The 17,834-nt window shown below is 62.4% G+C and carries 19 protein-coding genes; 8 read left to right on the forward strand and 11 right to left on the reverse strand.

Features of this window, described 5'->3' with window-relative positions; genetic code table 11:
• Positions 1 to 182: 182 nt before the first annotated feature.
• A complete protein-coding gene (locus OKW38_RS04205; protein WP_429360124.1) occupies positions 183 to 740 on the reverse strand; it encodes a TetR/AcrR family transcriptional regulator in 558 nt (185 codons plus the stop codon).
• A 259-nt stretch (positions 741 to 999) separates the two neighbouring features.
• Here OKW38_RS04205 and OKW38_RS04210 point away from each other — a divergent pair, with 259 nt between their 5' ends.
• Complete coding sequence (locus OKW38_RS04210) at positions 1,000 to 2,529, forward strand: CHAD domain-containing protein (RefSeq protein ID WP_429360125.1); 1,530 nt, start codon at positions 1,000 to 1,002, stop codon at positions 2,527 to 2,529.
• A 91-nt stretch (positions 2,530 to 2,620) separates the two neighbouring features.
• Here OKW38_RS04210 and OKW38_RS04215 read toward each other — a convergent pair whose 3' ends face one another.
• From OKW38_RS04215 to OKW38_RS04230, 4 genes are all read right to left on the reverse strand, one after another.
• Positions 2,621 to 3,022, reverse strand: a complete 402-nt coding sequence (locus OKW38_RS04215) for a hypothetical protein (protein WP_090810890.1) — start codon at positions 3,020 to 3,022, stop codon at positions 2,621 to 2,623.
• 200 nt (positions 3,023 to 3,222) lie between these two features.
• Positions 3,223 to 4,257 (reverse strand): phosphate ABC transporter substrate-binding protein PstS, encoded by a 1,035-nt coding sequence (pstS, locus tag OKW38_RS04220; RefSeq protein WP_090810888.1) that lies wholly within the window; start codon positions 4,255 to 4,257, stop codon positions 3,223 to 3,225.
• A 248-nt stretch (positions 4,258 to 4,505) separates the two neighbouring features.
• Complete coding sequence (locus OKW38_RS04225) at positions 4,506 to 6,308, reverse strand: thiamine pyrophosphate-binding protein (protein WP_429360127.1); 1,803 nt, start codon at positions 6,306 to 6,308, stop codon at positions 4,506 to 4,508.
• Positions 6,309 to 6,662: 354 nt separating this feature from the next.
• Positions 6,663 to 8,402 (reverse strand): methyl-accepting chemotaxis protein, encoded by a 1,740-nt coding sequence (locus tag OKW38_RS04230; protein ID WP_429360128.1) that lies wholly within the window; start codon positions 8,400 to 8,402, stop codon positions 6,663 to 6,665.
• Positions 8,403 to 8,834: 432 nt separating this feature from the next.
• Between OKW38_RS04230 and OKW38_RS04235 the strand changes: the two genes are divergently transcribed.
• Positions 8,835 to 9,338, forward strand: a complete 504-nt coding sequence (locus OKW38_RS04235; RefSeq protein ID WP_429360129.1) for a flavin reductase family protein — start codon at positions 8,835 to 8,837, stop codon at positions 9,336 to 9,338.
• A 20-nt stretch (positions 9,339 to 9,358) separates the two neighbouring features.
• Here OKW38_RS04235 and OKW38_RS04240 read toward each other — a convergent pair whose 3' ends face one another.
• Entirely contained in the window at positions 9,359 to 9,814 is a 456-nt protein-coding gene (locus tag OKW38_RS04240) for a hypothetical protein (protein ID WP_429360131.1), read from the reverse strand.
• 129 nt (positions 9,815 to 9,943) lie between these two features.
• On the opposite strand from OKW38_RS04240, the gene OKW38_RS04245 reads away from it, so the two are divergent.
• Positions 9,944 to 10,450, forward strand: a complete 507-nt coding sequence (locus OKW38_RS04245) for a PRC-barrel domain-containing protein (protein ID WP_429360133.1) — start codon at positions 9,944 to 9,946, stop codon at positions 10,448 to 10,450.
• Between the two features lie 80 nt (positions 10,451 to 10,530).
• Here OKW38_RS04245 and OKW38_RS04250 read toward each other — a convergent pair whose 3' ends face one another.
• Positions 10,531 to 10,770, reverse strand: coding sequence for a hypothetical protein (locus tag OKW38_RS04250; RefSeq protein WP_090811852.1), 240 nt, complete (start codon positions 10,768 to 10,770; stop codon positions 10,531 to 10,533).
• Between the two features lie 349 nt (positions 10,771 to 11,119).
• Between OKW38_RS04250 and phaZ the strand changes: the two genes are divergently transcribed.
• On the forward strand, positions 11,120 to 12,418 hold the full coding sequence (phaZ, locus tag OKW38_RS04255; RefSeq protein WP_429360135.1) for a polyhydroxyalkanoate depolymerase: 1,299 nt from the start codon (positions 11,120 to 11,122) through the stop codon (positions 12,416 to 12,418).
• A 68-nt stretch (positions 12,419 to 12,486) separates the two neighbouring features.
• Here the strand turns inward: phaZ and OKW38_RS04260 are convergent, their stop codons facing one another.
• The 3 genes from OKW38_RS04260 to OKW38_RS04270 all read right to left on the reverse strand — a co-directional run bounded on the left by OKW38_RS04260 (position 12,487) and on the right by OKW38_RS04270 (position 14,097).
• On the reverse strand, positions 12,487 to 12,801 hold the full coding sequence (locus OKW38_RS04260; protein ID WP_429332670.1) for a hypothetical protein: 315 nt from the start codon (positions 12,799 to 12,801) through the stop codon (positions 12,487 to 12,489).
• Between the two features lie 137 nt (positions 12,802 to 12,938).
• On the reverse strand, positions 12,939 to 13,685 hold the full coding sequence (gene phbB / locus OKW38_RS04265) for an acetoacetyl-CoA reductase (RefSeq protein WP_429360137.1): 747 nt from the start codon (positions 13,683 to 13,685) through the stop codon (positions 12,939 to 12,941).
• Between the two features lie 64 nt (positions 13,686 to 13,749).
• A complete protein-coding gene (locus OKW38_RS04270) occupies positions 13,750 to 14,097 on the reverse strand; it encodes a polyketide synthase (protein ID WP_429332669.1) in 348 nt (115 codons plus the stop codon).
• Positions 14,098 to 14,301: 204 nt separating this feature from the next.
• Here OKW38_RS04270 and OKW38_RS04275 point away from each other — a divergent pair, with 204 nt between their 5' ends.
• Positions 14,302 to 15,141, forward strand: coding sequence for a universal stress protein (locus OKW38_RS04275; protein WP_184069548.1), 840 nt, complete (start codon positions 14,302 to 14,304; stop codon positions 15,139 to 15,141).
• Between the two features lie 23 nt (positions 15,142 to 15,164).
• The gene (locus OKW38_RS04280; protein WP_090810869.1) at positions 15,165 to 15,668 is read left to right on the forward strand and encodes a universal stress protein; all 504 of its coding nucleotides are present in this window, start codon (positions 15,165 to 15,167) and stop codon (positions 15,666 to 15,668) included.
• A gap of 73 nt (positions 15,669 to 15,741) precedes the next feature.
• Here OKW38_RS04280 and OKW38_RS04285 read toward each other — a convergent pair whose 3' ends face one another.
• Positions 15,742 to 16,203 (reverse strand): universal stress protein, encoded by a 462-nt coding sequence (locus tag OKW38_RS04285; RefSeq protein WP_429360139.1) that lies wholly within the window; start codon positions 16,201 to 16,203, stop codon positions 15,742 to 15,744.
• A gap of 320 nt (positions 16,204 to 16,523) precedes the next feature.
• Between OKW38_RS04285 and OKW38_RS04290 the strand changes: the two genes are divergently transcribed.
• Positions 16,524 to 16,931, forward strand: coding sequence for a response regulator transcription factor (locus tag OKW38_RS04290; RefSeq protein ID WP_090810865.1), 408 nt, complete (start codon positions 16,524 to 16,526; stop codon positions 16,929 to 16,931).
• Positions 16,932 to 16,947: 16 nt separating this feature from the next.
• Positions 16,948 to 17,730 (forward strand): fumarate/nitrate reduction transcriptional regulator Fnr, encoded by a 783-nt coding sequence (fnr, locus tag OKW38_RS04295; protein WP_167368790.1) that lies wholly within the window; start codon positions 16,948 to 16,950, stop codon positions 17,728 to 17,730.
• Positions 17,731 to 17,834: the final 104 nt, after the last annotated feature.

The raw sequence follows: 17,834 nt of genomic DNA on the forward strand, positions 1-17,834 counted from the left end.
TACGAATCCGGAACTCCCTGATGGCACCGGCGAGTGATGTGTTTTCACGAACGAAACTCCTCTGGGTTGGGGGATGACACCGTTGAGCGGCTTTTCTCATTGGCGGATGATGTTAGGAAATGTACGTTTCCTAATAGGGTGACCGGCACGCGGAGGTCATGCGATGCTATGTCTTGATGTGCTTAGTCCAACAGACGCATGGCCTGATCCGCCGCCGCCATCATGTGTGCCCGGGATCGCCCGACTTTGCCGACGACTCTCAAACCTTGCGTCAGACTCAGCAGTGCGAGGCCGGTAGCGTCCGGATCCACGGCGGACGCGATCGAACCGTCTGTCTGGCCCGCTCGGATCAAACGACACAACAGACGCTCCGTTCGCTGCAAAGATGCGACCACATGACTCGCGATCTCATCATCGAAGGCCAGCAGGTCGACTGCACTTCCGACTACGAGACAACCTCGCTTGCCCTCATCGCCAATTGCAGACTCAGCATAAAACCGCAGAATGGCCCGTACCTTGTCGCGGCCGGTCTGCTCCGCGTCGAGCAGGCGCTGCAACTGGCCATTTCGTAGATGGATGTAGCGCTCGAGCGCGGCAAGGAATACCGCTCGCTTATCGGCGAACGCCTTGTAGATACTGCCGGCCGTGAGCCCCATCGCGGACCCAAGGTCGCCAAGAGACGTCCCTTGATAACCGCGCTCACGAAAAATCTGGATTGCGCCGTTTAGCGCGACGTCCATGTCGAATTCGCGTGGACGACCTGGAGCACGTGGCTGTCTGGCAGCATGGTTGCGTGTAGTCATACGGCGATTATAGGAAATGATCATTTCCTAATCAAGATGTCCCAACGTGTACAGGCATTCGCGCCAGGCTCGTCCACCGTCTCATCCACTTTTTCCGTGTACGACTTTTATCTGAGGCCACTGGGGACGTTCTGCCGTGACGCGGTCCAGCCAATCCGGTGTAGTCTGACAGTCCGGTGCTCATTTCGGAGGCGGCATGGAACGGGAGCTGAAGCTGCGCGTTGCAAACGAAGATCTCGTCAAATTGCGTAACGCGTCGATGCTTGCGCAATCAGAAGCCACGGCGGGAACGCCTCACCTGCTGACGAGCACCTATTTCGATACGCCCGATTTTTCATTTCACTGGTGCGGGGCTTCGCTGCGCGTGCGCACCGTCGGCAACGAGAAAATCCAGACGCTGAAGCGCGAAGGATCGGCCAAGGCGGGGTTGTTCGACCGGGACGAGTTCGAGATGCCCGTGAATAGCGACGCGCCCGATCTAACGCTGCTGTACGACCAGATCCCCGACGACAGCGACTGCGGAAAGCTGATTCGCGACGAGACCGTTGCGGCCCAACTGAAGCCGGTGTTCGTCACGCGGATCAACCGGTCAGCGTTTGTGCTGCGCCAGCCGTCCGGAGACGAACTCGAGCTTGCTCTCGACGAAGGAAGCGTCGAAGCGGATTCGGGATCAGTGCAGATCGCCGCGGTGGAACTGGAACTGAAACAGGGCAATCCGGATGTGCTGTACCGCGTCGCGCTGGAAATGCTCGAAACTGTGCCGCTGCGTATCGATCATCGCAGCAAGGCAGATGTCGGGTATGCACTGCTCATTGACGAGCACAGCGAGGCGGTGAAAGCGCAACCAGTGCGACTGAACAAACGCGACTCGGTCGAGGATGCGTTCTGCGTGATTGTGCGCAACTGTCTGGACCAGGTCCACGCGAATGAACGGGGCGTCGTGTCGGGCCACGCTCCATCGAGCGTCCATCAGATGCGCGTGGGACTTCGTCGCTTGCGTTCGGCTCTCGACCTGTTTGCGAAGGTCATCCCCGCCTCGTCCGGATTCGACGAGGAGTTGCGCTGGATTGCCTCGGAACTCGGTGGCGCGCGCGACTGGGAAGTGCTTGCGGGATCGACGCTCGACCATGCCGGCGCCGACGGCAATGCGGACGAGATCCGGCCCGTCAGACAGGCGTGCGAGCAGATTGCCGTCAACAACCGGCAGCGCGCGGCTGCCGCGGTCGAGTCGGTTCGCTACACGCGGCTCGCGCTCCAGTTCGCGCTCTGGATGAACCGCAAAGGTTGGCGAGATGAGATGTCCGACGAACAGCGCAACGCAATCAGCGGCCCGGTGAAGTCATTCGCCGCCGATGTCCTGCGTCGTCGGCACAAGAAACTGATCAAACGTGGCAAGGGTTTGGCCGATCTGGACGATCACCGTCGTCACCGCGCCCGCATCGCGGCGAAAAAAGTTCGATACGCCACCGAGTTCTTTGCGTCGCTATGCCCGAAGCAGGCCGTTCGCCATTATGTCGACGCGCTCACCGCGCTTCAGGATGATCTCGGCTGGCGCAACGATGCCGTCGTCGCCGATCAGCTTCTGAAGTCGTTGTTGAAAACGTCGCCGGAAGCAGCCTCGGGCGCGGCCTTCGCACGCGGCTTCCTCGCGTCACGCGTCGCTGCCGATCATCAGACATTGAAGAAGCTGTGGAAGCGCTTCAAACTGCTTTCGTCACCGCACTGACGCGAACAATTCACCGCGATGTATCCGGGCACGAACCTGTCACGCGCAACACTCATCGTGAGGTCTCACGATGTTCGAGATCGAAGTCTTATTATCCGAACAAGCGCGACCACGCCGCGCGTATGCGGCGCGCGCGGTCCTCGAACAGGTACGACGCAGCGAGCGCGAACAGGCCTGACATGACCCCCGTCGCGACGTGTTCGAGAACATGAAAGCGGTACTGGCTCAAATGAGAGTAGGCATCGCCGATAGCGGTCAGGCAACCGACGAGCAGTGCGTTGCTATAGCGATTCCCGTACCACTTCGCCGCCGGCGTGAAGGTGAGCAGCAGGGCGAGCACACCGGTGAGCAGCCCGGTTTTGAATGCGATCGCCCAGTGCGTGAGGCTCATGATGTTGCCCCAGCTCCCCGGCATACAGGTCATGCACGCGCTGGTTGGCTGCCAGAAACGCTGGATAAACAGTTTGAAGCGGCGTTTCCATGCGCTTCCCATGATGTACTCCACGATATCCAGCGCGAGATTTCACGCAGACATGGTACATCGCGAGCGTGCCGTGGCGTGTGATGAGCGTGCGGTGATAAAGGACCGTCACACACGTTACCCGCCTCTATGCGTCAGTCAATTGGACCTGCGTCAATTGACTTCGTCCATGATCGATTACAAGCTGTTTGAGGCGGGTGGCATCGAGGCCTTCACTGAAACACCGGTTTTCCCGACGCGTCCTTGACCTTGGTCTTCCATTGCGCGCGGATTTCCGCCACGACCGAATCCGGCAGCGAAATGTAGTCGAGATCGCTGGCAGCCTGCCCGCCGTTCTTGAACGCCCAGTCGAAGAACTTCAGCGTTGCCGCGCCTTGCGCCGGCTTGTCCTGCGTCGCATGCAGCAGCACGAAGGTCGCGCCGACGACTGGCCACGCGTCCTTGCCGGGCTCGTTCGTCAGGATCTGGTAGAAGGTCGTCTTCCAGTCCGCGCCCGAGGCGGCCGCCTTGAAGGTTTCGGTCTTCGGCGCAACCACGATACCGGCCGAATTCTTCAGGCTGGTGTAGATCATGTTGTTTTGCTTCGCATATGCCCACTCGACGTAACCGACCGCGCCCGGCAGGCGTTGCACGAACGCGGCAACGCCGTCATTGCCCTTGCCGCCCGTACCGGTCGGCCAGTTCACCGTCGTGCCTTCGCCGACCTTCGACTTCCACTCCGGGTTCACCTTCGACAGAAAGTTCGTCCAGATGAAGCTCGTGCCCGAACCGTCGGCGCGGCGCACCACGGCGATGTCCGTATCTGGCAGCTTCATACCCGGATTCAGCGCGGCGATCGCCGGATCGTTCCATTTCTTGATCTTGTTCAGATAGATGTCGCCAAGCACGGCACCCGACAGAATGAGTTGACCCGGCTTCACACCGGGCAGGTTCACAACCGGCACGACGCCGCCGACCACGGTCGGGAATTGGAACAGGCCAGTCTTCGCCAGTTCGTCCTCCTTCATCGGCGCATCGGAACCTGCGAAATCAACGGTCTTCGCGATGATCTGCTTGATGCCGCCCGCTGAACCGATGCCTTGGTAGTTGACCTTGCCGCCTCCCGCCTTTTGGTAGGCGTCAGCCCACTTGTTATAGATCGGGGCCGCAAAAGTGCTGCCCGCGCCGGTGATGTTGACGGTTTGCGCTTGCGCGGCCGCGAGCGGTAGAGCAACGGCAAGAACTGCAATTCCTCGTTTGAACAGCATGGTTTGCCTCCACGAGATTGACTGACCGGTTCAATGGTTGCAGCAAGCTACGCGCCGCGATCCCTCTCTTGCGCATTCCGCAGGCCCGGCGTGCCCATCGCCGCGTCGAGCCTTGCCATCGGCTCGAACGTCTAAACTTAGGCGGTTCGAATGACATTTTGTTGACAACTGCGGCGCGGCGTTCAGACGGTCTGATTGCGGCGTCGTTCAGCAATGCGGTTGGCTTTGCCGCGTTGAAGGATGGAATCTCACGGACAGGCTTCGGCTTCTGCATAGTACCGGTTCGGCGCGGGAAAAACTCCGGTGATGACTTCGATCAGAAAGGGGCCGTCATATTGACAAGCTTCACTCAGTACACCATCAAGCTCGTCGATGCGCTCAACCGCGCGCGCGGCCACACCGATCGACGATGCAAAAGCCGACCAGCTATGACAGGGCAATTTGGAGAACTGCTCTGAAATCGAACCACTCCTGATAGCGTCGATATGGATTGCGCCATGTGCGGCGTTGTTCAGAACCACATAGATCACCTTGACTCGGTATCGAGCCGCGGTCTGAATCTCCATGCCGTGCATCATCATGCACCCATCGCCGGTCACCACGACACACGGGCGTTCCGGGGCCGCAAGCTTGACGCCGATTCCGGCTGCGATGGCCCAGCCCATCGGGGCGAGCGAGCTCGACGAAAAGTAGTTGCCCTTACCTGACGACAGCCAGTAATGGGCCATGAAGATGCGGTGGGCTCCGGAATCCACCACGACGTTGCTGTCCTTCGGCAGAATCCGGCACAAGTGCTTAACTACGTCTCCAGGATATAGCGCTTCGTCACCGCTGGAAACTCGGTCTCCTAACTGCTCGAACCGGTGGTCGTACAGGGGAGTCTCGTTGATCTCGGCAATCCACCCCTTTCTTCTTTGCAGTGCTTGCGGCAGCCCGGGAGGGTTGTCCGCGGCTTTCTGGGCCAGCAACCGGAAGCTCGCGGAAATTCCGGAGAAGATTCCTTGACGCGAAATGTGCCCCATCGCCGGTGAATCGAAGCTGTCATCAAAGATGAATAGCTCCTTCCCCCCTGTCAGCCTCCTGCTCCAGTTCATGCTGTCTCGCTGGTTCAGGTCGCTACCAAACACGACTAGTACGTCAAGTTCGTCGGAGTTGATCACCCGTGCAGCGCGCGAATGACTTGAAAATCCGTACACACCCAGTGCAAGGGCATGTTGCTCAGGAAATGCACCTTTTCCCGATAGTGTCGTTGCGACTGGAATGTGAAAGCCTTCGGCAACCTCGAGAAGAAGCTTTGCAGTTTCCGCATCATTGCCGCGACTTCCGACCAGAAACGCGACTCTCTTCGACTGAAACAGATACTGATCGCACAGGGCATCGAGAGCGGCGCGGTTCGCGGGCACTTCGCATGCGTTAAATTCGCGGTGAGCGTAGGGTTGCCGTGCCACCTCCTGACCGGGCAGGACATCCTGCTTTTGAACGTCTACGGGGATACTGATGAATGACTGCGCTCGACGCATCCAGTTCAACCCTTCGATCGCACGACGCATCTCGGCCTGAGTATTTTCCTTGTTCTTTAGCTCGACGATATCCGTCACCAGACTTCTGACCACGCCGCTTTCAAAAATGCCTCCGGGCGTGGCATCCTGGAACGCCCCTTTGCCTTCCGCGTGCGACGAGATCCCGCCGGCAATATAGAGCATCGGAATCCGGTCTGCGTGAGCGGCCGCCATGCCGGGAACGAAATTCATCGTGCCTGGGCCGGAAATCCCTGCGCAAACGCCGAATTTCCGGCTGGCGCGGGCATAGCCATCGGCCATGAAAGCACTGCCAGTCTCATGAGCGCCTACGATTCCGCGAATCAAAGGGGAGTTGTCGATTGCGTCCAGCAGCGGATAGATCAGTTTTCCCGGGACCAGGAACACGTGGTCTATTCCGGCGGACTCCAACGAGTTCACAACCATTGTCGAGACATTGAGCGGAGCGTTTGATCCCATAGTTTTGATTACGATCTCACGAGTTACCGTTAATCGAATCTCACCGCTGCGCATCTGCCCGTCACGCGCTGCATGTCGGAGCGGCGCGAGACGAGATCAGCGATGGCCAGTGCGCGGAGACGGCGAGACGACATTCAAGGCGCTGCACGTCGAGTGCAGTCGCGCATCGCGCTATTTCCTCGAACCCGCTTGACCGGCGGGCCCGGGTGTCTCCGTCCACAATCACACGCCCTGGCTGCACTGTTGATCATCCACGCTGCCTGCGTGCCTGAGGCAGTCGCCGCGCCGCATTGATAGCCATCCGGCGCACGTGTATCGCGGATCTTCGCCCGCTCGACTCCCGCGGGGCTGGCACGCGCCGACGGTATGAATCGACGTCATCCAGCACCCGGAACCGGTCGGAATCGCTCAGAATTTCTGCCAGTCCGTCTCAGTCGCGGCGGCGACGACTACCGGACCTTCTGAAGAGGGGATTGGTCTCCTCGCAACCTTTGCCGGTGTTACAGCAGAGGACGGGGCGCGGTTCAGGGCCGTGCGTTGCGGTACTGCCGCTTGCGTCGTCGCTCGCGATGAAGCAGCCTTCTGGCCATCGACCTTGAAAAAAGCGACCGTCTTGCGCAGGCTTTCCGCTTGCCGGGCCATTGTCTGGGCTGCCGCCGACGCCTCTTCGACAAGCGCAGCGTTTTGCTGTGTGACCTGGTCCATCTGGTTGACTGCCTGATTGACCTGTTCGATACCGGTGCTTTGCTCGCTCGATGCCGACGAGATTTCGCCCACGATGTCGGTCACGCGCTTCACTGACTGCACGATTTCCTTGATCGCACCGCCCGCTTCTTCGACGAGCATCGAGCCTGCCTCCACCCGGCTGAGAGAGTCCGAGATCAACTCCTTGATTTCCTTCGCGGCAGTCGCACTGCGCTGCGCGAGCGTGCGGACTTCACCCGCAACGACAGCGAAGCCCCGCCCCTGTTCTCCCGCGCGGGCCGCTTCGACCGCTGCGTTCAGCGCGAGGATGTTGGTCTGGAAGGCGATGCCTTCGATGACGCCGATAATCTCGGACATCGTGGCCGAGCTGGTGGAGATGTCACGCATTGTGTCGACCACGCGCCCGACGATCTCGCCGCCATGTTGCGCGACGCTCGAGGCGGTACCCGCGAGCGTGGCAGCCTGGGTTGCATTGTCCGTGTTGTGGCGGACCGCCGCAGTCAGTTCCTCCATGCTGGAAGCCGTTTCTTCGAGCGACGCCGCCTGTTGCTCCGTGCGACTCGACAGATCCAGATTGCCTTGTGCGATCTGCGCACTCGCAGTCGCGACACCTTCGGCGTTCTCGCGCACCTCTGATACGACCTGCACCAGGGCGTCGCACATGGCTTTGAGCGACGCCATCAGGCTGTTCGTGTCGCCGGGCCGCAGGGCGATACTGATGTTCAGGTCGCCGGCCGCCACGCTTCTGGCCACAGCAGCAGCCGTCGCCGGCTCCGTACCCAGTTGCCGCGTTACGCTACGCATCATCCATATGCCGATTCCCACGCCGATCGACACGGACATCGCCACGAAGACCAGCATCAAAGTTCGACCTTCCTCGTACACGGCATCGTTGGCTTGAGCTGTCCGTTGCGCGTCGGCCTGTTTCAGGGCAACCAGATTGCCCATCAGCACGAGGGTCTTGAAGCCTTTGTCGTGGTACTCGCCCAGCATGTATTCGGTCAGGCTGTCCCGGTCCCCTAACGCCGCCGCGTTGATCTTGCCTTTCATTTCATTGAAGGCCTGGATGTAGGCCTGCCAACCTTGATCGAGGTCGGCGAACGTAGCCTTGCCTTTGTCGGTATAGATGAGCGGCTCCGCCTGATTGAGGTGCTCACGTGACGAGGCAAAGGCCTTGTCAGCTTGATCGAGCGAGCCAGCCCGCTGTGCGGCCGTCGTGGCCAGAACCGCGTTGCGCAGATAGGTGCCGACTCTCAGTACGTCGGCGTTAGCCTGCTGTATCAGGTTGAGCCCGACAAGGTCCTGCCGATACGTCTTGTCTGCGTTCGCACTGATCTCCGCCATGTTGTGCAGGCCGATCCCGCTGACAACAGCGCTGATGATCGAAACCAGGATGAACGCACTGATCAGCTTGGCGCCGAGTTTCATATTGCCGAAATTCATAGTTCGCTTTGTTGAGAATGTAAGAACCCGAACGGATAAGCAGGTACATCACCGCTTTGGCGCCCGCTATAACACAAGGCCATACCGACGCGAAACGCAGTACCGGACATAACTGGTTATCGGCAATACGCTCTAATTCTTCAGGTGAATGGCGGGATTATCGCGAAGATTTTTTTACGTCCCTATAAGAGAACAGGAGTGGTCTATTTTGAGCCGATGAAAGTGCCAATCGGTGCACGCGCTGGTGCCGGCTGCACTCGCTTGGTGCAACGCTTTTGGTCGCCCCGAACATGCACGCTCTATCGACGAACAACCGCGCTGAGATTCATTCTATTTCGATATGTTTATATCGATTCAATATTTAAGTTTTGCATGTTCCGGAGCAGCCGCACAGGCATGCAACACGCGACGAAATTTTATCCAGGAGGCCCTATGAGCAATTCGATTGCGCAGCTTTTCCGGCATTTGACTGCGGGTGTGTATGTGATCGGCGTAGCGGACGGCGAGCGCCGCAATGCGTTCACCGCAAGCTCGGTGATGCAGGTTTCGTTTTCACCATTGCTGGTCGCGCTCGGCATCAGTCCCGAGCATGAGTCGTACGAACTACTGCGCAGCGGCGCGGTGTTCGCGATCAGCGTGTTGCGCGCGGATCAACAGAGGCTCGCCGAGCACTTCGGCACGCAGTCGGGCCGAGCCGTCGACAAGCTCGCGGTGGCTCGCTGGCGTACCGGCGTGACCGGCGCGCCGCTGTTACTCGATGCGCTCGCGCATTTCGACTGCCGGGTGACCGGCGACATCGAGGCGGGAGATCATCGGCTGATAGTTGGGCGCGTCGTCGATGGCGCGCTAGCCGGCGCGGACGGCGACCCGCTGATCTACGCGCAGACTGGCAATCTCGACATGAGCGAGGATCTTTATCCGGAGACGTTTTCGTAGTTCGCTGGCGTGATGGCTGCTCAATGCCAGTGCCCGCCATGTCCTCCGTGCCAGCGGCCGTAATAGCCGCCACGGCCATAGCCACCGCCCCAGTAGCCTCCGATCACCACTGACGGTCCCCACCATCCGTAGTAGCCCGGCCATGAATAGCCATAGGGATAGCCGTAATAGCCGGGATAACCGTAACCGTAATACCCGGGATAGCCGTAATAAGCAGGCGCAGGTACCGCGACGTACGTGCAATTCTGTCCCGACAACGGCAAGTCGTTTGGCGCCGGATTCGCGGCCGCCGTACCGCTCGCCGGCACAGGCGCGTTGCCAGACGATGCTTGCGCGGGGCCGGTGGCAGTGGCGCTGGTGCAGGCGTAATAGCCACCGGCTCCCGGATAGTACGAATAAGGACCGTAATAGACGCAGCCAGACAACACACATACGCCCGCCACGCCAGTGCATAGACCAACGATTCCACAACGCATGATCGCTCCCCCTATCCGGGCGCAGCGCAGCCGTCTCGACACGGCGTGTTTTTATTCTAGTCTTCGAATCCGGTCTCGGGTACGGGTCTTGCGAACGGCAGGTATTCCGTGGAAATCAGGAGTTTCGACATGAACCCGCTCGATCCTCTCGACCCGAACGCCTCCGCGACTCCCGTACAGCCCAGCGCCGGCGCACGTATCGCCGGCAGCGGCGTCGGCGACGGTCCCGGACCCGAGGTCATGGCCGCCGCGACGCTCGACGGCAACAAGGTGATCTCTTCCGATGGCCAGGACCTCGGCAAAATCTCCGACATCATGCTCGACGTGCGCAGCGGCCGCATCGCGTATGCGGTGCTGACGGAGGGCGCTTTCCTCGGCATCGGCGGGACCTTGCACGCGATCCCGTGGCGTTCGCTGACGCTCGACACGGACCGCAAGTGCTTCCAGCTGGACGCCACGGCCGAGCAGGTGAAAAGCTCGCCGGGCTTCGACAAGGACCATTGGCCGGCAATGGCCGATCACGCATGGGGGACGTCGGTCCATCAGTTCTATCATCGCGAACCGTACTGGGAAGCGACGCGCAGTGTCGTCGAAAGCGATCCCGCGACACGTGTCGATCCGACGAGCGGAATCTGAAGACACGCATCGCGACGCTCGAGCACCGCTACCTCGCACGCGTTGCCTGTTGCGGCGAGCACGCGAGGCGCGGTGCGCTGTTACACCCCGATGGTCCGCGTCGTCTTCAGCGCGATCCACGTCATGCCTTCGCGCAAGCCTTCGAGTACCGCTTCTCTTTCCACGGCGAACACCTGCGACTGATGAAAGGTGCGTTCGAAGTCACCCTCGGGCGACACATGTTTGACATGGATCGTCGACAGGAACCCGCCTTCCTGCGCCTCCCGCGTCTCGACGCTCACGGACCAGGTTCCTTCCTGCGCGTTTGCTGATATGGCCATTGGATGCTCCTCGGGGTTGTCGCGAGCGACTGCCATCGTCAGCGTAATGGCCCGCAACGCCTCTCTCGTTGATCCACGTCAACCGTCGACACGAACCATGAGTCACGCTCGACGTCGTTCGCTTTCCCCGATACTTTCAGCTCCGTTTCAGACGCACGCCATCGCGTGAAAACCCTGCCGGGAAAACGCGCAATGCCTCTTGCACGCGGCGTGCTTGGCGCGCCGCGCGCACCGATTTCGCGCCCCTCGCCGCGACGTTTCGCGGTAAGCTTTGCGACGGTATCCGCGTCACGAGTTCGTGCCGGTGCGGCCACGCTGCCCTCATGATCGACGAACGTCGGAGTTCATCATGTGGTACGCCTTCATCGATGCACAGCAACGCCTCGCGCGCGCGATGGTCGGAGGAGTTCTGTCCGAACCGGAGTCGGGGCCGCGCCCGCAAGCGGGCTGGCTCGGCCCGGAGCAGGCGGCCGACGCGTTCAGCTACTGGCTGCTGAGATCCGCCTGCGCTTTCGAACGAACGCCGACATTCGCGATCCACTCCGTTGCCGGCAACGGTAGCCGCGTTACCGTCGACGAAAGCGTCGTCGCCTCCTTGCCGCTCGGCGCGCTGCTCAGGTTCAAGCGCAACCCCTCTACACCCCCTACCGACGCAAAACTGCCGGTGCTGTTGTGCGCGCCCCTCGCCGGACATCACTCAGTCATGCTGCGCGAGACCGTCGAAACGCTGCTCGAGGAACGTGACGTGTTCGTGACCGATTGGGCCGACGCGCGCGACGTGCCGCGCGAAGCGGGCCCGCTATCGCTCGACGACTACGTGCAGGCGCTCGAAAGCTTCGTCGGCGCCGCCCGCGCGTTCGGTTCGCCGGTTCATGTGATCGCGATCTGTCAGGCGAGCGTGCCTGCGCTCGGCGCCGCGGCGCTGCTCGCCATGGACGAGGCGGCGCCGATCGCGAGCCTCTCGCTACTCGGCGGCCCGATCGATACCCGTTTGAACCCGACCATCACCGACCGCTTCGCCAGTTCCCATTCGCTCGAGTGGTTTCACGACCATGCGATCGATATCGTTCCACCGCCCTATTGCGGCGCGGGGCGTCTCGTGTATCCGGGCTTCATCCAGCAGACCGCGATTTTTGCCGCGCATCCGGAGCGGCAGTTGCGACTCGAAGCGGATTACTGGTCCCGATGGCTCGCCGGCGACATGCCCGGTGCGCAGCAGGCGCTGCGCTCGGCAAACGAATATGCCGCGGTGCTCGACATGGCGGAGTGCTACTTCTTCGACATGCTTCGTGTGGTGTTTCACGAACATCTGTTGCCGCGCGATCTGTGGTCGGTCGCCGGGCGCCGGGTACGAATCGCCGCGCTGCGCGATACCCCGCTGTGCTCGATCGAGGGTGACAGCGACGAGATCACGGGCGCGGGGCAAACGCATTGCGCGCATGCGCTGTGCGATGCATCGCCGATGCGCGCCGCGCGGCAGCTCACCATCGAGCAGTGCAATCACTACGACCTCTTCATCGGGCCGCGTTGGCGCGATGCGGTTCATCCGGGGCTCTGCGAATTCTGGCGCGATGTCGAGCACGCCGCGTTGAAGGTTTGCCGGCCGCGCCGCGCGGCCAGAGGTTCGGCAAACCGCAAATCGGCGTGAGGTGGCCGGGAAAACGTCAGCAGTCCGCATCTGACGAACGCCGAGCGTCACGTCACGACGCAAGTTCGTCAGTTCCCACGCTCGGTGCCGATCGCTGTTTCGAGGGTCATTTCCGCCGCATCGAACGCGCGACGGATCGCCGCTTTGGCGTCGTCGTCAGTGCAGTGCGCGACGGGCTTGAACTCGCGCGCGGGCGTGACCAGATCCAGCCTCACGTCATACAGCGGATGCGCCGATCCCGGACGCAACGCCTCGATGGCGAGATGGCAGTGCGACACGAGCGCGCCAAACCGCGCGAGACGCACCAGTTGCGCACCTGCTTCCGCTTCGAGCGGAGCGGCACCCGCAAAGCCAAGGTAGACGATCTGCATGTCGATGCCCATCTTCGCCTCCCCTTGCGAGTGTCGATCGAACCTGTTCCGCGCAGACTCAGGGTCCAGGCGCCTGCTATGGGGCTTATCTTGTTCTTGCCAGAAAGGCGGTCATTGACGTGGGTCAAGCGCGGTGAAGGCGAGCACCCTCAATGCATATGCATACCCCCGTTAATCGCAATGTCCGCACCGGTGATAAAAGCCGCCTCCTCTGAGCATAGAAACGAGATCAACGCCGCCACCTCGTCCGGACGTCCCAGCCGGCCGAGCGGAATCTGCGGCAGGATCTTCGTGTCGAGGATCTCGCGCGGCACCGCTTCGACCATCGCGGTCGCGAGATAACCGGGCGACACCGTGTTCACCGTGACGCCGTGCTTCGCGGTTTCGAGCGCAAGTGCCTTCGTGAAGCCGTGCACGCCCGCTTTGGCCGCTGAATAATTGGTTTGCCCGTAGGCGCCGCGCGAACCGTTGACCGACCCCACGTTGACGATGCGGCCGTGGCGCCGCTCGAGCATGCCGGGCAACAGCGGCTTGCTCATGTTGAACAGGCCATCGAGATCGGTGCGCAGCACGGCGTCCCAGTGCTCCTTGCTCATCTTCGCGAAGCTCGTGTCGTGCGTGATGCCCGCGTTGTTGATCAGCACGTCGACCCCGCCCAGTTCGGTCAGCACGCGTTGCGCGCAGCGCGCGCATGAATCGAAGTCGGCGATGTCGGCTTCGTAAGCGTGAAAGTCGCGCCCCGTGTCGCGCTCGTGCTGCAGCCATGTCGACACGTGATCGTTGTGCGTCGAGTGCGTCACCGCGACCGTCATGCCCGCGTCATGAAGCGCCCGGCTGACCGCCGTGCCCAAACCGCCCATCCCGCCTGTGACCAATGCCACGCGATCCGTTCCCATCTGAACTCCTCCTTGCCGTGTCTGCCATTGACGGTGCGCGCGCCGGCCTTGCCGGCTCGCGCGGCTAAACGACGCCCGCGAACGGCAGCGCGTTCTGCGAGCTCCACCACCATGCGCTCAGGCCGCCCGCGAGCGGCGCGACGCCTGGCGCGATGCCGTACCCCGCCTGCCACCACGCATACCAGGCGGCGCAAGCGCGGTTGGCCTCGCCGAACCAGTCCGCCTCGCGCTGCGCGACGAAAGCGATCGACTTGCTCCAGTCGGCGAAGCACCGCTCGGCGTACTCGTGTGCCGCGCCCTGTGCGGTCTGATACGCCGCCGCGTAGTCGAGCCAGCCTTCGGGCGGTCCGGACGCCGTCGAGGTCCACGGTGAAGCGGGGCGCCCGGGCGGCGCATCGGATTCGGAAATCATGATCGCTGCCCTCCAGAGCACAGCATAGGATTGCCAGGCGCGGTTGCAAACCGTCGAGCGTGCCCGTCACTGTACTGAGCGCGCGGCGGCCCGCGCTTGATCTGCATCAACAGCCGCGGCCGCCGGGCCCTTAGACTCCATTTGACGACGGGCTCGAGCCTGCTTGCGCCCGTTTCCCCACGTTTCTGTCACGGAGCTTTGGCGATGAGCTACAAAAGCATTCTCGTTCACCTCGATACGAGCGTTCGTGCACATCCGCGCCTCGAAATCGCATTGCAGCTCGCACACCGCTTTCATGCGACGCTGACCGGCCTGTTTTCGACGTACGTGCCACCGCGGCACGCGTTCTTCGTGATGGCCGGCACCGCCGACTACTACGCGGAGCACGAGCGTCTGCGGCACGAGCGTGCCAGCGCGCTCGAGCGGCTGTTTCGTGCGGAACTCGCGCGCGCGAACGTCGACGGTCATTGGATCGCCGCGAACGGCTACGCGAACGACGTCGTGCCGCCCTATGCGCGTCTCGCCGATCTGATCGTGCTCGGGCAGACCGATCCGACCGATCCCGAGGCGTTCGTCGCCGAACAGTTCGTCGAGCACGTCGTGCTGTCGGCCGGGCGGCCGGTGCTGCTGGTGCCGTCGGGCGGCACCTTCGCGGCGCCCGGCCGCCACGTGCTGATCGCGTGGGACGGCAGCCGCGAAGCCACCCGCGCGATCCACGACGCGCTGCCGTTCCTCGCGCACGCGTCCAAAGTGACGCTGCTGACGGTTCATTCATCGGGCGATCGTCCGCCGCGCGACACGGTTCCGGGCGACGACATCGCACTCACCGTCGCACGTCACGGCGTCAAGATCGACGTGCGCGAACTGAGCGTCGCGGACGGCACGCCGGTCGGCGACGCGCTGCTGTCGCAGGCGGCCGACCTCGGCTGCGACATGATCGTGATGGGCGCCTACGCGCATTCGCGTCTGCACGAAGTCGTACTGGGCGGCGCGACGCGCACGATGCTCGAGTCGATGACCGTGCCGGTGCTGTTGTCGCACTGAAGTGACCGCTTAAGGAGTCCGCCATGTTTCACCGCCTACTCGTCGCGCTCGATGGCAGCGACACCGCCTCCCGTGCGTTCGACGCCGCGCTGACCCTTGCCGCCGAATCGGGCGCCGAGCTGCAGCCGCTGTACGTGATCGACGTGCCCGTCATCGCCTACGACGCGCCCGGCTTCGACCCTTGCGTGATCCAGGACGCCTTCATCGAGGAAGGCAAGCGGATCGCGGCCGATGCCCAGAGCCGGATGACCGCGCGCGGGATCAAGGGCACGGCCCGCACCGTCGAAGCCGCGATCACCGGCGAAGACGTCGCGCATCGCATCGTCGAGGCGGCGCTCGAATGGCACGCCGACGCGATCGTGATGGGCACGCACGGCCGCCGTGGTGTTCAACGACTGATGCTCGGCAGCGTCGCCGAGCGCGTGCTGCGCAGCGCCAGCTGCCCGGTGCTGATGGTTCCCGCGCACGCGAACGGCGCGACGCGCGATCGGTCAGTCCCGGCCTGCGCCGAAAACGAACTCACCTGAGCTGAGCCGCGAAAACCAGGCTGCTGCGCGGCCGCTCCCACGCGATCGCGCCACGGCTGCGCGACGCGGCGCTTCAGGGCCGCGCGTGCCCGGGTTCGTCATGCCGCACGATCAGCACCGGCTTGTCGGTCGCACGCACGAGCGACTCCGCGACGCTGCCGAGCAGAAAGCGCTGCACGCCGTGGCGGCCGTGCGTGCCCATCACGATCAGATCGGCTTCGATTTCGTCGGCGACGCGCGCGAGCACCGCGGACACGCTTTCGGCGTACGCGTCGATCACCCGCACGCCGCCGGGCACCTGCGCCTCGCGCATCAGCTCGCGCGGCGCATCGAGCGCGCGGCTGGCGAATTCTTGCGCCGCGGCCGCCGGTTCCGGCTCGAAAGCCACATCGGCATTGTCCGACCACTTGCCGTGCCCTACCACGCAGCAGGCTTCGAGTGTGGCGCCCGTCAGCTTCGCGAGCTTCAGCGCCTCGGCAAAGGCGCGCTGCGCGCTGGGACTGTCGTCGAGCGCAACCAGAATTCGTGCATACATGTTGGACTCCCTGTGAAAGCGCTGGCATGAACCGAAGCGGTGCCGTCGCGTGTCCGCGCCGACAGTGTGAAGCGCGCGCCGCCGCGCGGCTTGACGCAGGTCAATGGGTCTTTATCGGCTTGTTCCGTGATTACTTAATCAACTGCATGCCTGCGACCTTCGAAGCCGTCACGTCGAAAGTAGCCGTGTACTCGCACTCGGCTACATACCCCATCGCCAGCCATGCACTAGGAATATTCCTACAACATTACCCGAACTCCTAGCGCCGCTTAAATCCCCGCCGATATATTTCTGAGATGAGGTCGCCAATACTGGTCGGTATGGACACCGCTCCGCCAGCCACCTTATCGAGAGTCTTCCTCGTCGACGATGCGACCGAGGTCCGGCGCCGGCTTGCTTGCCTGATCGCGCTGATTCCCGGCATCGAAATCGCCGGCGAGTCCGCCGGCGTCGAGCACACGTTCGACGACATCGTCGCGAGTCGCGCCGATGTCGCGGTGCTGGACCCGTGCTTCTCGGGCAAGACCAATCTGCTGCTGCTCGCGGCGCTGTCGCGGGTGCGGCCGTCCATCGTCAGCATCGTGTTGACCAATCATTGCACGACGGCGTTTCGCCGAGCGTGCGAAGCGGCGGGCGCCGACTTCTGCTTCGACAAGACCTCGGAGTTCGAACTCGCCTGCCGTGCCATCGAAGCGATTGCCTATGCGCGTCGTGCGCATCCGGCCTGACCGCCAGGAGCAGATCATGCAAGTTGCCGCAGTCTGTGAACCCCGCCACGACGCGCCCCGCAGTTCGCACGTCGTACCGATCCACGTCGTGCCACGCACCGCGGCCACACGCTACGCCGTGCCGCGCTGCTCCACCTGCGCGATGCGCGCGATCTGCATGCCGCCCGAGCTGACATCCGACGAACTGAGCCGACTCGACACGTTGATCTGCTCGACGCGCTCGATCAAACGCGGTGATGCGCTGTATCGCGCGGGCGACGCGTTTCAAAGCATCTACGCGATCCGTGCCGGATCGTTCAAGACCGTGGTCATGCATCGCGACGGCCGCGAGCACGTGACTGGCTTCCAGATCGCCGGCGACTCGCTCGGCTTCGACGGCATCGGCGAGGGCAAGCAGAATTGCGATGCGATCGCGCTCGAAGACAGCGTCGTGTGCATCATTCCGTTCGCGCAGCTCGAGGCGATCTGTCGCGAGATGAAGCCGATGCAGCATCACATCTACCAGATGATGAGCAGCGAGATCGTGCGCGAATCGAGCCAGATGATGCTGCTCGGCACGATGAGCGCCGAACAGCGCGTCGCGACGTTTCTGCTGAATCTGTCGAAGCGCTTCAAGGCGCGCGGCTTTTCCGCGGCGGAGTTTCATTTGCGCATGACCCGCGAGGAAATCGGCTGCTTTCTGGGCATGAAGCTCGAAACGGTGAGCCGGATGTTCTCGAAGTTCCAGCGCGAGCGCCTCGTCAAGGCGAACGGCAAAACGATCCGCATCGAAGACGCGGAAGGACTGGCTCGGGTTTGAACGCCGACGCGTCGCTCGCCTCACGTTCGTTCGCGGGACGTGCGGGGTGGAACAAGCGCTCCCGAACTGATATAACTCGGTGCGTTGCGGTGCGCGACCTTGCG

The organism is Paraburkholderia sp. MM5496-R1, from assembly GCF_050436205.1.
GTDB lineage: Bacteria > Pseudomonadota > Gammaproteobacteria > Burkholderiales > Burkholderiaceae > Paraburkholderia > Paraburkholderia tuberum.

What these genes read in the sequence shown, in the direction of transcription:
- OKW38_RS04280 (WP_090810869.1), top strand. Translation starts at nt 15,165, where the DNA reads ATGTTTCACCGCCTACTCGTCGCGCTCGATGGCAGCGACACCGCCTCC.
- OKW38_RS04230 (WP_429360128.1), bottom strand. Translation starts at nt 8,402, where the DNA reads ATGAATTTCGGCAATATGAAACTCGGCGCCAAGCTGATCAGTGCGTTC.
- OKW38_RS04250 (WP_090811852.1), bottom strand. Translation starts at nt 10,770, where the DNA reads ATGGCCATATCAGCAAACGCGCAGGAAGGAACCTGGTCCGTGAGCGTC.
- OKW38_RS04225 (WP_429360127.1), bottom strand. Translation starts at nt 6,308, where the DNA reads ATGCGCAGCGGTGAGATTCGATTAACGGTAACTCGTGAGATCGTAATC.
- fnr (WP_167368790.1), top strand. Translation starts at nt 16,948, where the DNA reads ATGCAAGTTGCCGCAGTCTGTGAACCCCGCCACGACGCGCCCCGCAGT.
- OKW38_RS04235 (WP_429360129.1), top strand. Translation starts at nt 8,835, where the DNA reads ATGAGCAATTCGATTGCGCAGCTTTTCCGGCATTTGACTGCGGGTGTG.
- OKW38_RS04290 (WP_090810865.1), top strand. Translation starts at nt 16,524, where the DNA reads ATGGACACCGCTCCGCCAGCCACCTTATCGAGAGTCTTCCTCGTCGAC.
- OKW38_RS04240 (WP_429360131.1), bottom strand. Translation starts at nt 9,814, where the DNA reads ATGCGTTGTGGAATCGTTGGTCTATGCACTGGCGTGGCGGGCGTATGT.
- OKW38_RS04210 (WP_429360125.1), top strand. Translation starts at nt 1,000, where the DNA reads ATGGAACGGGAGCTGAAGCTGCGCGTTGCAAACGAAGATCTCGTCAAA.
- OKW38_RS04215 (WP_090810890.1), bottom strand. Translation starts at nt 3,022, where the DNA reads ATGGGAAGCGCATGGAAACGCCGCTTCAAACTGTTTATCCAGCGTTTC.
- OKW38_RS04275 (WP_184069548.1), top strand. Translation starts at nt 14,302, where the DNA reads ATGAGCTACAAAAGCATTCTCGTTCACCTCGATACGAGCGTTCGTGCA.
- OKW38_RS04285 (WP_429360139.1), bottom strand. Translation starts at nt 16,203, where the DNA reads ATGTATGCACGAATTCTGGTTGCGCTCGACGACAGTCCCAGCGCGCAG.
- OKW38_RS04270 (WP_429332669.1), bottom strand. Translation starts at nt 14,097, where the DNA reads ATGATTTCCGAATCCGATGCGCCGCCCGGGCGCCCCGCTTCACCGTGG.
- OKW38_RS04205 (WP_429360124.1), bottom strand. Translation starts at nt 740, where the DNA reads ATGGACGTCGCGCTAAACGGCGCAATCCAGATTTTTCGTGAGCGCGGT.
- phaZ (WP_429360135.1), top strand. Translation starts at nt 11,120, where the DNA reads ATGTGGTACGCCTTCATCGATGCACAGCAACGCCTCGCGCGCGCGATG.
- pstS (WP_090810888.1), bottom strand. Translation starts at nt 4,257, where the DNA reads ATGCTGTTCAAACGAGGAATTGCAGTTCTTGCCGTTGCTCTACCGCTC.
- OKW38_RS04245 (WP_429360133.1), top strand. Translation starts at nt 9,944, where the DNA reads ATGAACCCGCTCGATCCTCTCGACCCGAACGCCTCCGCGACTCCCGTA.
- phbB (WP_429360137.1), bottom strand. Translation starts at nt 13,685, where the DNA reads ATGGGAACGGATCGCGTGGCATTGGTCACAGGCGGGATGGGCGGTTTG.
- OKW38_RS04260 (WP_429332670.1), bottom strand. Translation starts at nt 12,801, where the DNA reads ATGGGCATCGACATGCAGATCGTCTACCTTGGCTTTGCGGGTGCCGCT.